The sequence below is a fragment of the Streptomyces sp. PCS3-D2 genome (assembly GCF_000612545.2).
Taxonomy (GTDB): Bacteria; Actinomycetota; Actinomycetes; order Streptomycetales; family Streptomycetaceae; genus Streptomyces.
In genome coordinates this window covers 1,638,824-1,652,374 of record NZ_CP097800.1, presented here as the reverse complement: position 1 = coordinate 1,652,374, position 13,551 = coordinate 1,638,824, and the positions used below count along the sequence as shown (strand labels likewise).

Here is a 13,551-nt window from a genome sequence, read left to right as displayed (position 1 = left end):
AGCAGCGCACGGGCGCGGTGGTGCACCGCCGCGCGCACTCAGGGAAAGGCCGGCTGCTCAGCCGTTCGGCCGAAGGGCCGTTCGGCGGGTCAGCCGCACAGAGCGCTGCGAGGACTTCGATCGGGACTCATCCCGAACACCTCCTCGCCTCGCGCTGACATGACGGGCGCCCGGTCCGGCCGGAAGGGCCGCAGAGGACCGGCGCCCCAGCGACCGTAACACGATCCGCGGGGCTACTCCCTCCCCCTTTCGGCCGGTAGGCCCGTTTCGTGTCATGTCAGCCTCTTGACGTGCGGATGCGCAAAGGCTCGACTTAAGGTTCACAAGTTGGAGAGATGCCGGGGACTCGGAGCGCGCAGCCGCGAGGCGACCCGGCCGGGGGGCGACGGCTGGCCGTCGCTACAGGGCAGGAGTGGATGAGTCGTGCAGACTCCCGGATCGCAGTCGTCGCTGCACCGCGCGAATCTCGAACGGGTCGTACGGGCGGTGCGGCTCGCGGGGTCGCTGACCCAGGCGGAGATCGCCCGTACCACCGGACTGTCGGCGGCCACGGTCTCCAACATCGTCCGGGAGCTCAAGGACGGCGGGACCGTCGAGGTCACCGACACCTCGGCCGGAGGTCGGCGGGCACGGAGCGTGTCGCTCAGCGGTGACGCGGGCATCGTGATCGGCGTCGACTTCGGCCACACCCACCTCCGGGTGGCCGTCGGCAACCTCGCCCACCAGGTGCTGGCCGAGGAGACCGAGCCGCTGGACGTGGACGCCTCCTGGGCGGACGGCTTCGACCGGGCGGAAGCACTGGTCGGGCGCCTGATCGAGGGCATCGGGGTCGGGCTGGACAAGGTCATCGGGGTCGGGCTCGGCGTCCCCGGCCCGATCGACGTGGAGTCCGGGACCCTGGGCTCCACCGCGATCCTGCCGGGCTGGGCGGGGATCAATCCGCGCCAGGAGCTCTCGCAGCGCCTCGGAGTGCCCGTCTACGTGGACAACGACGCCAACCTCGGCGCGCTCGGCGAACTCGTTTGGGGCAGTGGCCGCGGGGTGAAGGACCTGGCCTACATCAAGGTGGCCAGCGGCGTCGGCGCCGGCCTGGTGATCAACGGCCAGATCTACCGCGGCCCGGGCGGCACGGCGGGCGAGATCGGGCACATCACGCTGGACGAATCGGGCCCGGTCTGCCGCTGCGGCAACCGCGGCTGCCTGGAGACCTTCGCCGCGGCCCGGTACGTCCTGCCGCTGCTCCAGGGCACGCACGGGCCGGAGTTGACGATGGAGCGGGTGGTCGAGCTGGCCCGCGACGGGGACCCCGGCTGCCGTCGGGTGATCACCGATGTCGGCCGCCACATCGGCAGCGGCGTGGCCAGCCTGTGCAACCTCCTGAACCCCAGCCGGGTGGTGCTGGGCGGCTCGCTGGCGGAGGCGGGTGAACTGGTCCTGGCCCCCATCCGTGAATCAGTGGGGAGGTATGCGATCCCCAGCGCGGCCCGACAGCTGTCGGTGCTGACGGGGTCCCTGGGCGGCCGTGCCGAGGTGCTGGGCGCACTGGCTCTCGTGCTGAGCGAGATGGGCGATTCGACACTTTTGTCAGATCATGGAAGTGGAGTGCGAGCTCCAGCCGTCTTGCCTTCAGGTAGATAACGAATGGCACCGTTGTCATCTCGTTAAGAATTCACTCCTTGACGGCAAAACGCGGCCGGGGTTGACTCACATCCACCTCGGCCGCGGCGTAGCGGCCTCGTCAGGGAGGTTCAAGTAATGAACACGCGTATGCGCAGAGCCGCCGTAGCCGTTGCCGCCGGCGCCATGGCCGTTTCCCTTGCCGCCTGTGGCAGCGCCAAGGAGGCCGGCGACAAGGCGAAGGAGTCGTCCGGCGCCGCCAAGGGCGACGCGATCAAGATCGGCCTGCTCCTGCCGGAGAACCAGACCGCGCGGTACGAGAAGTTCGACAAGCCGCTGATCGAGAAGAAGGTCGCCGAGCTCACCGGCGGCAAGGGCGAGGTCGTCTACGCCAACGCCAAGCAGGACGCGACCACGCAGAACTCCCAGGTCGACACGATGATCACCAACAAGGTGGACGTCCTGATCATCGACGCGGTGGACTCCAAGGCCATCGCCGGCTCGGTCAAGAAGGCCAAGGACGCGGGCATCCCGGTCGTGGCCTACGACCGCCTGGCCGAGGGCCCGATCGACGCGTACACCTCCTTCGACAACGAAGAGGTCGGCAAGGTCCAGGGCAAGGCCCTGCTTGAGGCGCTGGGCGACAAGGCCAAGGACGGCCAGATCGTCATGATGAACGGTTCGGTCACCGACCCGAACGCCAAGCTCTTCAAGTCCGGCGCGCACTCCGAGCTCGACGGCAAGGTGAACGTCGGCAAGGAGTACGACACCGTCGAGTGGAAGCCGGAGAACGCCAACACCAACATGGCGGCCGCGCTCTCCGCGCTCGGCAAGGACAAGGTCATCGGTGTCTACTCCGCCAATGACGGCATGGCCGGTGGCATCATCACCGCCCTCAAGGCCGCCGGCGTCTCCCCGCTGCCCCCGGTCACCGGCCAGGACGCCGAACTCGCCGGCGTCCAGCGCATCGTCGCGGGCGAGCAGTTCATGAGCGTCTACAAGCCGTACGCCCCCGAGGCCGAGGCCGCCGCCCAGATGGCCGTCGCCCTCGCCAAGGGCGGGAAGCCCGAGGGCACCACGTCCACGGTCGACAGCCCCACCACCAAGGGCGTCCCCTCCGTGCTGATCCCGGTCATCTCGCTGACCAAGGCCAACATCAAGGACACCGTCGTCAAGGACGGCGTCTACTCGGTCGACGAGATCTGCACCGACAAGTACGCGGCGGCCTGCGCCGCCGCCGGCCTGAAGTAGCGGCCCCCGCCGCCTCTGCGCGAGGCGGCCCCCGTGCCTGACCGGCGCCCCTCCCTCCTCATCCCCGCCACCGGGCGGGGCGCCGGGCAGAAACGTTCCTCCCCCATTCGTCCCGCTCCTGCTCTTTTGCACGACATCCCCGCCGGTCAGGCGGCGAAGGAGATGGTTCATGTGTCCGCTGCGCCCGTGCTGGCGTTGCGAGGGGTCTCGAAGCGGTTCGGTGCCGTTCAGGCCCTCACCGACGTAGAACTCGAGATCCACTCCGGTGAAGTGGTCGCCCTCGTCGGCGACAACGGTGCCGGAAAGTCCACGCTGGTCAAGACGATCGCCGGCGTGCACCCCATCGATGAAGGCGTCATCGAATGGGAGGGGCGCCCGGTCGCCATCGGAAAGCCCCAGGACGCCCAGAACCTGGGCATCGCGACGGTCTACCAGGACCTGGCGCTGTGCGACAACATCGATGTCGTCGGCAACCTCTTCCTCGGCCGCGAGCTCAAGAGGTTCGGCGTCCTGGACGAGGTGGAGATGGAGCGGCGCGCCCGCGAACTCCTGACCACCCTGTCCATCCGGATCCCCAGTGTCCGGATCCCCATCGCCTCGCTGTCGGGCGGTCAGCGCCAGACCGTGGCGATCGCCCGTTCCATGCTGGGCGAGCCCCAGCTCGTCATCCTCGACGAGCCCACCGCGGCCCTCGGCGTCGAGCAGACCGCACAGGTGCTCGACCTCGTGGAGCGGCTGCGCGAGCGCGGCCACGCGGTCATCCTCATCAGCCACAACATGGCCGATGTGAAGGCCGTCGCCGACAAGGTGGCGGTCCTGCGGCTGGGCCGCAACAACGGTGTCTTCAACGTCGCCGACACCTCGCAGGAAGAGATCATCTCCGCCATCACCGGTGCCACGGACAACGCCGTGACCCGCCGGGCGGCCCGCACCTCGGAGGCCGGCAAGTGAGCACCCAGAACCCCGCCACCGATCCACTGGACAAGGGCCCCGTCGCGCACGAGCACATCGACCCGGTCAACCCGGCGGCCGCACACGACGCGATCCCGGCCGTGGACCCCCGCCTGCTCGTCAGGGAGGAGGGGCTCGCCGGCTACTGGGGCGAGTTCAAGCACAAGATGAAAGCCGGCGACCTGGGCTCCCTCCCGGTCGTCATCGGCCTGATCGTCATCTGGTCCATCTTCCAGGGGCTGAACTCCAACTTCCTCACCCCGGAGAACCTCACCAACATCGCGATCACGATGACCGGCACCGGGATGATCGCCATCGGCATCATCTTCGTGCTGCTCCTCGGCGAGATCGACCTCTCGGTCGGCTCGGTGAGCGGTGTGTCGGGCGCGATCGTCGCCGTCCTCGCCGTCACCCACGGCGTGAACGAATGGCTGGCCATCCTCGCCGCCATCGTCGGCGGCGCCCTGATCGGCTCCATCCACGGCTTCTTCTTCGCCAGGGTCGGGGCCCCCGCCTTCGCCGTGACCCTGTCGGGCCTGCTGTTCTGGCTGGGCGCGATGCTGCAGATCCTCGGCAGCAACGGCACGATCAACATCGACTCCGACGGCGTGGTCGGCCAGCTGACCACGTACTTCTTCTCGGACGTGGCCGTCGCCTACGGGCTGGCCGCGCTCGCGGTGGCCGGCTACTTCCTCGCGGCCTTCTTCGACGCCCGGCGTCGTGAGGCCGCCGGGATGCCCTCCCGGCCGCTCACCGAGATCCTGCTGCGCACCGGCCTGCTCGCGGTGTGCACCTTCGGCCCCGCCGCGCTGTTCAACCAGTACAAGGGCCTGCCGCTGGCGGTGGTGCTCTTCCTGCTGGCCCTGGTCGTCACGGACTTCCTGCTGCGCCGTACGACCTTCGGGCGAAACGTTTTCGCGCTGGGCGGCAGCGTCGAGGCCTCCCGCCGTGCGGGCATCGGGGTCACCCGGATCCGGATCACGGTCTTCGCCATCTCCAGCACATTCGCCGCCATCGGCGGCCTGTTCTGGGCCTCCAAGATCGCGGCGGCCAACCAGAGTGCCGGCGCCGGCGACCTGCTGATGAACGTGATCGCGGCGGCCGTCATCGGCGGCACCAGCCTCTTCGGTGGCCGCGGCCGGACCTGGAACGCCCTCCTCGGCGTCATGGTCATCGTCTCGATCCAGTACGGTCTGGCCCTGGAGGGCATCGCGACGCCGGTCCAGTACATGATCACCGGCGCGGTCCTGCTGGCCACCGTGGTGATCGACTCGGTCACCCGCAAGACCCAGAAGACGGCCGGACGCGCCTGACCGCGCGCCCGACCGGTCCGCCGCGGCGGACCGCGGCGGTAAGAACCGTCACAGTGCCCGGCGCCACTCCGCGTGGCGCCGGGCATCCGTGCGTGCAAATGCAGGCACTCCCGTGCGGGTATACGCCCGTTTGTGATGTGTGGCCGTGCGGCGGTGTGTACATGTATGACAAAGCTGTGACTCCGCCGGGACGGCCCGATGACCGCGCCCGCGAACGGAACATTAGACTCGACAGACCAGCAAGCAACTGCAAGGAGGCACGGGTGCTGCTGACCCGCATCAAGGGACCGCGCGATCTGGACCTGCTCAGCCAGGAGGAGCTGATCCAGCTCGCCGCAGAGATCAGGTCCTTCCTCGTCGACGCCGTCTCCAAGACCGGCGGGCACCTCGGCCCCAACCTCGGCGTGGTCGAACTGACGATCGCCCTGCACCGGGTCTTCGAATCGCCCAAGGACAAGGTCCTCTTCGACACCGGCCACCAGGCCTACGTCCACAAGCTGCTCACGGGCCGCCAGGACTTCGCGGGGCTGCGCTCCAAGGGCGGCCTGTCCGGCTACCCCTCGCGCGCCGAGTCCGACCACGACGTGATCGAGAACTCGCACGCCTCCACCGTCCTGGGCTGGGCCGACGGACTCGCCAAGGCCAACGAGGTGCTGGGCCGCGAGGACCACCACGTCGCCGCCGTCATCGGCGACGGCGCCCTGACCGGCGGCATGGCCTGGGAGGCGCTGAACAACATCGCCGCCGCCAAGGACCGCCCGCTCGTCATCGTCGTCAACGACAACGAGCGCTCCTACGGCCCGACCATCGGCGGCCTCGCCAACCACCTGGCGACCCTGCGCACCACCGACGGCTACGAGCGCTTCCTGGCCCGCGGCAAGGAGATCCTGGAGCGCACCCCCGTCGTCGGGAAGCCGCTCTTCGAGACCCTGCACGGCGCCAAGAAGGGCCTCAAGGACTTCATCGCCCCGCAGGGCATGTTCGAGGACCTGGGCCTGAAGTACATCGGCCCCATCGACGGCCACGACATCGAGGCCCTGGAGTCGGCCCTGCAGCGCGCCAAGCGCTTCAGCGGCCCGGTCATCGTGCACTGCCTCACCCAGAAGGGCCGCGGCTACACCCACGCGGAGCAGGACGAGGCCGACCGCTTCCACGGCATCGGTCCCATCCACCCCGACACCGGCCTGCCCGTCTCCACCGACGCCGCCAGCTGGACCTCCGTCTTCGCCGACGAGATGGTCCGGCTCGGCAAGGAGCGCAAGGACATCGTCGGCATCACCGCGGCCATGCTCCAGCCGGTCGGTCTGAAGAAGTTCGCGGACGCCTTCCCGGACCGCATCTACGACGTCGGCATCGCCGAGCAGCACGGCGCCACCTCCGCGGCGGGCCTCGCCACCGGCGGCGCCCACCCGGTCTTCGCGGTGTACGCCACCTTCCTCAACCGCGCCTTCGACCAGGTCCTGATGGACGTCGCGCTGCACAAGTGCGGAGTCACCTTCGTCCTGGACCGCGCCGGTGTCACCGGCACCGACGGCGCCTCCCACAACGGCATGTGGGACATGTCCATCCTCCAGGTGGTCCCGGGTCTGCGCCTGGCCGCCCCGCGCGACGCCGAGCAGCTGCGGGCGCAGCTGCGCGAGGCCGTCGAGGTCAAGGACGCGCCGACCGTGGTGCGCTTCTCCAAGGGCGTCGTCGGCCCGGCCGTCCCGGCCGTCGGCCGGATCGGCGGCATGGACGTGCTGCGCGCACCGGCCGCCGACGCCACCCTGTCCCTCGACTCCTCGAACCTGGGCAGTGCCCCCACGGACGTACTGCTCGTCTCGGTCGGTGCGCTCGCCCCGATGTGCCTGGAGATCGCTGACCTGCTGGACAAGCAGGGCATCACCTCGACGGTGGTCGACCCGCGCTGGGTCAAGCCCGTGGACGAGGCCCTGGCCCCGCTGGCCGACCGCCACCGCGTCGTCGTGACCGTCGAGGACAACGGCCGCGCCGGCGGCGTGGGCTCCGCCGTCTCGCAGGCGCTCCGGGATGCGGGGGTCGACGTACCCCTGCGCGACTTCGGCATCCCGCAGCGCTTCCTCGACCACGCCTCCCGCAAGGAGGTCCTGGCCGAGATCGGGCTGACCGCCCCGGACATCGCCCGGCACGTCACGGGCCTGGTGGCCAAGCTGGACGGCCGCTACGACAGCGAGTCGGCCGCCACCGTCGACTAGGACGGGCGGCGCCCACAGCGCTAGATCGCCGCGCGGTTGCACGTCACGGGCCGGGAGATCACTCTTGAGGAGTGGGCCTCCCGGCCCGCTCGCGTGCGTCGACACCTGTTCGGAGGTGCGTCGGTGAGTAGGGATACGAACAGCCCCTTCCGCACCAAGACGGTGGAGCAGTCCATCCGTGACACGGAGGAGCCGGAACACGCGCTCCGCAAGTCGCTCTCCGCCTGGGACCTGACGGTGTTCGGTGTCGGTGTCATCATCGGCACCGGCATCTTCGTCCTGACGGGCATCGCGGCCCGGAACAACGCCGGACCTGCCACCGCCCTCGCCTTCGTGGCAGCGGGCATCGTCTGCGCCCTCGCGGCGCTCTGCTACGCCGAGTTCGCGTCCACCGTGCCGGTGGCCGGATCGGCGTACACCTTCAGCTACGCCTCCATCGGCGAGTTGCCCGCCTGGATCATCGGCTGGGACCTGGTGCTCGAGTTCGCGCTCGGCACGGCGGTGGTCGCGGTCGGTTGGTCCGGCTACGTGCGCCACCTCATGGACACCAACCTCGGCTGGACCCTGCCGACCTCCCTGTCCGGCCCCGACGCCGGCGGCCACTTCGACCTGCTGGCCTTCCTGCTGGTCCTGGTGCTGACGTGGATCCTGGTCGTCGGTACGAAGCTCTCGGCCCGCATCACGGCGGTCGTCGTCGCCATCAAGGTCACCGTCGTGCTGCTGGTCATCGTCGCGGGCCTGTTCTTCATCAAGGCCGACAACTACTCGCCGTTCATCCCGCCGGCCCAGCCCCAGGCCGAGGGCGTCAGCGGCTGGCACTCCCCGCTCGTCCAGCTGCTCTTCGGCTACGAGCCCACCAACTTCGGCGTCATGGGCATCTTCACGGCGGCCTCGCTCATCTTCTTCGCCTTCATCGGCTTCGACGTGGTGGCCACCGCGGCCGAGGAGACCAGGAACCCCCAGCGGGACATGCCGCGCGGCATCCTCGGCTCCCTGCTCATCTGCACGGTGCTGTACGTCGCGGTGACCCTGGTGGTGACCGGCATGCAGAAGTACTCGGAGATGTCCGCGACCGCGCCGCTCGCCGAGGCCTTCAAATCGGTGAACCAGCCGTTCTTCTCGGGCGCCATCAGTCTCGGCGCGTCCGTCGGCCTGATCACCGTGTGCATGATCCTGCTGCTCGGCCAGACCCGCGTGTTCTTCGCGATGAGCCGTGACGGGCTGCTGCCCCGGGTCTTCTCCGTGACCCACCCGAAGTACCGCACCCCCTACCGGGCGACCATGCTGCTCGGCGGAGTCATCGCCGTCCTCGCGGGCTTCACCAGCCTGGAGAGCCTCGCCGAACTGGTCAACATCGGCACCCTGTTCGCCTTCGTGGTGGTCGCGCTCGGTGTCATCGTCCTGCGCAAGACCCGCCCCGACCTGCACCGGTCCTTCCGCACCCCGTGGGTGCCGGTGGTCCCGATCCTGTCGATCGCGGCCTCGCTCTGGCTGATGCTCAACCTGCCGGCCGAGACCTGGCTGCGCTTCGGCGTCTGGATGGTCATCGGTGTCATCGTCTACTTCGCCTACGGACGCCGCAACAGCCGTCTCGGCAAGGTCGGCGCGGACGCCAAGTACTGAACGACCGAAGGGTTCGGACGCGCGAACGCCGGAGCCGGCCGTACGGGGCAGTCACCCGTACGGCCGGCTCCGTTGTGCGGATCCGGTCAGCCCTTGGCGGGGGAGTCCTTCGCCGAGGCGGGGACCTTCTCGTCCTTGCGCAGGGCGTCCCACAGCTGGGTGGCCTGCGGTTCGGCCACGACCACGCGGTTGGGGTCCACCTTGTCGTAGGCGACCGGCAGCATGATGGTCTCCATCGTCTCCGGGTTCACGCCCTTCATGCTCCGCGCGAAGTCGGACAGCGCGGTGAGCGAGGCCAGATCGGAGTCGGTGGTCAGGGACTTGGTGCCGGCGTCCGCGAGCTTGTAGAGCCGCGCCGGGTTGCCGAGGGCATCCTGCTTCTTGATCTCCGCCAGCATCGCCAGCATGAACTGCTGCTGCAGGCCTATGCGTCCGAGGTCGCTGCCGTCGCCGTAGCCGTACCGGGTACGGACGAACTTCAGCGAGTCGGTGCCGTTCAGCCGGTGCGTGCCCGCGTCCAGTTTCAGACCGCCCTTGGCGCCGCTCATCGGCTTGTCGAGGGTGACGGTGACCCCGCCCAGCGCGTCCACCAGGCCCTTGAAGCCGGCGAAGTCCACCTCGACGAAGTGGTCCACGCGCACACCGGACATCTGCTCGACGGTGTTGACCACACAGGCCGGGCCGGCCAGCGAGTAGACGGAGTTGAACATGACCCGCTTCGCGGACGGCACGGACGTGCCGTCGCGGTCCTTGCACTCGGGCCGGGTGATCAGGGTGTCGCGGGGGATGCTCACCGCGGTGGCCTTGGCCCGGCCCTCGGGTATGTGGACCAGCATCGCGGTGTCCGAACGGGCCCCGCTGACATCGCCGTGGTCGAGGTCCCCGTTGGCCCCGGCCCGCGAGTCGGAGCCGAGCACCAGGATGTTCTGCGCGTTCGCGACCACCTTGGCGGGGCGGTTGTCCCCGATCGCCTGATCGAGGTCGACGCTGTCGATGTTGTTGTTGAGGTGGCTGTACGTCCACCAGCCCGCCCCGGCCGCGCCCAGGATCAGCACGGCGACCAGCAGCAGGGTGATCCGCAGAACGCGGCGTCGGCGGCGCCTGGGCCGCACGTGCTTTTCCGTCATGGGGGTGAATCTTAGACAGGTATTCGAATGACCGGAGCCCGCCCCCCGTGGGGGACGGGCCCGGCCGTCGAACGACCGTCCGCGACCCGGACTAGGCCGGGACGCTCGCGATGCCGGGGGCGAGGAACTTCTTGCCGTTCACGCGCTCCGAGACGCCCTCACGGTCCAGGTACGGCGTGACGCCGCCCAGGTGGAAGGGCCAGCCGGCACCGGTGATGAGGCAGAGGTCGATGTCCTGGGCCTCGGCCACGACACCCTCCTCCAGCATCAGGCCGATCTCCTGCGCCACCGCGTCCAGGACGCGCACCCGGACCTGCTCCTCGGTCAGGACGGAGTCGCCCTGGACCAGGAGCGCGGCGACCTCGGGGTCCAGCTCCGGCTTGCCGGAGTCGTAGACGTAGAAGCCCCGCTTGCCGGCCTCGACGACCCGCTTGAGGTTCGGGGAGACGGTGAAGCGCTCCGGGAAGGAGCGGTTCAGGGTCTCGGACACGTGCAGGCCGATCGCCGGGCCCACCAGTTCCAGCAGCACCAGCGGGGACATCGGAAGGCCGAGCGGCTCGATGGCCTTCTCCGCCGTGGCGACCGGGGTGCCCTCGTCGATGACGTTCTGGATCTCGCCCATGAAGCGGGTCAGGATGCGGTTCACGACGAACGCCGGGGCGTCCTTCGTCAGGACCGCGGTCTTCTTCAGCTTCTTGGCGACGCCGAAGGCCGTGGCCAGCGCGGCGTCGTCGGTCTGCTCACCGCGGACGATCTCCAGCAGCGGGAGGATCGCGACCGGGTTGAAGAAGTGGAAGCCGACCACGCGCTCCGGGTGCTGGAGCTTGGAGGCCATCTCCGAGACCGACAGCGAGGAGGTGTTGGTGGCGAGGATGGCGTGCGCCGGGGCGACCGCCTCGACCTCCGCGAACACCTTCTGCTTGACGGACATCTCCTCGAACACGGCCTCGATGATGAAGTCCGCGTCCGCGAAGCCCTCGGCCTTGTCCAGGACACCGGTCACCAGGGCGGTCAGGCGGTTGGCCTTGTCCTGGTTGATGCGGCCCTTGCCGAGCAGCTTCTGGATCTCGGCGTGGACGTAGCCCACACCCTTGTCCACGCGCTCCTGGTCGATGTCGGTGAGGACCACCGGCACCTCCAGGCGCCGCAGGAACAGCAGCGCCAGCTGCGAGGCCATCAGGCCCGCGCCGACGACACCGACCTTGGTGACCGGACGGGCCAGGGACTTGTCCGGGGCGCCGGCCGGGCGCTTGGCACGCTTCTGCACCAGGTTGAAGGCGTAGATGCCGGAGCGCAGTTCGCCGCCCATGATGAGGTCGGCCAGGGCCGTGTCCTCGGCGTCGAAGCCCTTCTGCAGGTCGCCGTCCTTGGCCGCGGCGATGATGTCCAGCGCGCGGTAGGCGGCAGGAGCGGCGCCGTGCACCTTGGAGTCCGCGATGAAGCGGCCCTTGGCGACGGCCGTGTCCCAGGCCTCGCCGCGGTCGATCTCCGCACGGACGACCTCGGTGGTGCCGTTCAGGACGTTCGCGGTCCACAGGAGCGACTGCTCCAGGAAGTCCGCGCCCTCGAAGATCGCGTCGGCGATGCCGAGCTCGAAGACCTGCTTGCCCTTCAGCTGCCGGTTCTGGTTCAGCGAGTTCTCGATGATGACCGAGACCGCGCGCTCGGCGCCGATCAGGTTCGGCAGGATGGCGCAGCCGCCCCAGCCGGGGACCAGGCCGAGGAAGACCTCGGGCAGCGAGAAGGCCGGGATGGCCTTCGAGACGGTGCGGTAGCTGCAGTGCAGGCCGACCTCGACGCCGCCGCCCATCGCCGCGCCGTTGTAGTACGCGAAGGTCGGCACGGCCAGCGCGGAGAGGCGCTTGAAGACGTCGTGGCCGCCCTTGCCGATGGCGAGCGCCTCGTCGTGCTTCTTGAGCAGCTCGACGCCCTTGAGATCGGCGCCGACCGCGAAGATGAACGGCTTGCCGGTGATGCCCGCGCCGACGATGCTGCCGGCCGCGGCCTCCTGCTCGACCTGGTCGATCGCCGCGTTCAGATTGGCGAGGGACTGCGGGCCGAAGGTGGTCGGCTTGGTGTGGTCGAAGCCGTTGTCCAGCGTGATGAGCGCGAAGCGCCCGGCGCCGAACGGTAGATCCAGGTGGCGGACGTGCGCGGACGTGACGACCTCGTCGGGGAACAGCTCGGCCGCGCCCTTCAGGAGCTCAGCGGTGGTGCTCACTTGGAGTCTCCCTCGGCGTTGAAGTTCGGGTTCTCCCAGATGACCGTCGCGCCCATGCCGAAGCCGACGCACATGGTGGTCAGGCCGTAGCGGACGTGCGGCTGCTCCTCGAACTGGCGGGCCAGCTGGGTCATCAGGCGGACGCCGGAGGACGCCAGCGGGTGGCCGAAGGCGATGGCGCCGCCGTACTGGTTCACGCGGGCGTCGTCGTCGGCGATGCCGTAGTGCTCCAGGAAGGCCAGCACCTGCACGGCGAAGGCCTCGTTGATCTCGAAGAGACCGATGTCGTCGATCGTCAGACCGGCCTGGGCCAGGGCCTTCTCGGTGGCCGGGATCGGGCCGTAGCCCATGACCTCGGGCTCGACACCCGCGAAGGAGTAGGAGACGAGGCGCATCTTGACCGGGAGGTTGTTCTCGCGGGCGAAGTCCTCGGACGCGATGATCGCGGCGGTGGCACCGTCGTTCAGACCGGCGGCGTTGCCCGCGGTGACCCGGCCGTGCGTACGGAACGGGGTCTTCAGGTTCGCCAGGTTCTCCAGGGTGGTGCCCGGGCGCATCGGCTCGTCGGTGGTGACCAGGCCCCAGCCCGTCTCACCCGCGGCCTCGTTGGTGTTGCGCACCGAGATCGGGACCAGGTCCTGCTGGATCTTGCCGTCGGCGTACGCCTTGGCGGCCTTCTCCTGCGAGCGCACGGCGTACTCGTCGGCGCGGAGCTTGGTGATCGTCGGGTACCGGTCGTGCAGGTTCTCGGCGGTCATGCCCATGAACAGGGCGGACTCGTCTACCAGCTTCTCGGAGACGAAGCGCGGGTTCGGGTCGACGCCCTCGCCCATGGGGTGACGGCCCATGTGCTCGACGCCGCCGGCGAGGGCGACGTCGTACGCGCCGAAGGCCACACCGCCCGCGACGGCGGTCACGGCGGTCAGCGCGCCGGCGCACATGCGGTCGATGGAGTAGCCCGGGACGGACTGCGGGAGGCCCGCGAGGATGCCGGCCGTGCGGCCCAGCGTCAGGCCCTGGTCGCCGATCTGCGTGGTCGCGGCGATGGCGACCTCGTCGATCTTCTTGGGGTCCAGGTCCGGGTTGCGGCGCAGCAGCTCCCGGATCGCCTTCACGACGAGATCGTCGGCGCGGGTCTCGTTGTAGATGCCCTTCGGGCCCGCCTTGCCGAACGGGGTGCGGACGCCGTCGACGAAGACGACGTCCCTGACGGTACGAGGCACGTTGGCTCTCCT

At 69.4% G+C, this 13,551-nt stretch carries 9 protein-coding genes; 6 read left to right on the top strand and 3 right to left on the bottom strand.

Annotated elements, in window-relative coordinates:
* The first annotated feature begins 423 nt into the window (after positions 1–423).
* From AW27_RS06875 to AW27_RS06850, 6 genes are all read left to right on the top strand, one after another.
* A complete protein-coding gene (locus AW27_RS06875) occupies positions 424–1,638 on the top strand; it encodes an ROK family transcriptional regulator (RefSeq protein WP_037915259.1) in 1,215 nt (404 codons plus the stop codon).
* A 117-nt stretch (positions 1,639–1,755) separates the two neighbouring features.
* Positions 1,756–2,868 (top strand): sugar ABC transporter substrate-binding protein, encoded by a 1,113-nt coding sequence (locus AW27_RS06870; protein WP_172671247.1) that lies wholly within the window; start codon positions 1,756–1,758, stop codon positions 2,866–2,868.
* A 162-nt stretch (positions 2,869–3,030) separates the two neighbouring features.
* Positions 3,031–3,819: an ATP-binding cassette domain-containing protein gene (locus tag AW27_RS06865; RefSeq protein WP_037915265.1), complete on the top strand. Its 789-nt coding sequence runs from the start codon at positions 3,031–3,033 to the stop codon at positions 3,817–3,819.
* Between the two features lie 26 nt (positions 3,820–3,845).
* Positions 3,846–5,132: a sugar ABC transporter permease gene (locus AW27_RS06860; RefSeq protein WP_037917716.1), complete on the top strand. Its 1,287-nt coding sequence runs from the start codon at positions 3,846–3,848 to the stop codon at positions 5,130–5,132.
* 263 nt (positions 5,133–5,395) lie between these two features.
* A complete protein-coding gene (gene dxs, locus AW27_RS06855; RefSeq protein ID WP_037915268.1) occupies positions 5,396–7,345 on the top strand; it encodes a 1-deoxy-D-xylulose-5-phosphate synthase in 1,950 nt (649 codons plus the stop codon).
* 123 nt (positions 7,346–7,468) lie between these two features.
* Positions 7,469–8,968, top strand: coding sequence for an amino acid permease (locus tag AW27_RS06850; protein ID WP_037915271.1), 1,500 nt, complete (start codon positions 7,469–7,471; stop codon positions 8,966–8,968).
* An 86-nt stretch (positions 8,969–9,054) separates the two neighbouring features.
* Here the strand turns inward: AW27_RS06850 and AW27_RS06845 are convergent, their stop codons facing one another.
* The 3 genes from AW27_RS06845 to AW27_RS06835 form a co-directional block, all read right to left on the bottom strand.
* Positions 9,055–10,095 carry an LCP family protein gene (locus AW27_RS06845; protein WP_037915273.1) on the bottom strand — a complete coding sequence of 347 codons (1,041 nt, stop codon included), beginning with the start codon at positions 10,093–10,095 and terminating at the stop codon, positions 9,055–9,057.
* Between the two features lie 91 nt (positions 10,096–10,186).
* On the bottom strand, positions 10,187–12,316 hold the full coding sequence (locus AW27_RS06840; protein ID WP_037915276.1) for a 3-hydroxyacyl-CoA dehydrogenase NAD-binding domain-containing protein: 2,130 nt from the start codon (positions 12,314–12,316) through the stop codon (positions 10,187–10,189).
* A complete protein-coding gene (locus AW27_RS06835; protein ID WP_030847655.1) occupies positions 12,313–13,539 on the bottom strand; it encodes a thiolase family protein in 1,227 nt (408 codons plus the stop codon). Before AW27_RS06835 ends, AW27_RS06840 begins: the two co-directional genes overlap by 4 nt.
* Between the last annotated feature and the right edge of the window lie 12 nt (positions 13,540–13,551).

What these genes read in the sequence shown, in the direction of transcription:
- AW27_RS06865 (WP_037915265.1), top strand. Translation starts at nt 3,031, where the DNA reads ATGGTTCATGTGTCCGCTGCGCCCGTGCTGGCGTTGCGAGGGGTCTCG.
- AW27_RS06870 (WP_172671247.1), top strand. Translation starts at nt 1,756, where the DNA reads ATGAACACGCGTATGCGCAGAGCCGCCGTAGCCGTTGCCGCCGGCGCC.
- AW27_RS06845 (WP_037915273.1), bottom strand. Translation starts at nt 10,095, where the DNA reads ATGACGGAAAAGCACGTGCGGCCCAGGCGCCGCCGACGCCGCGTTCTG.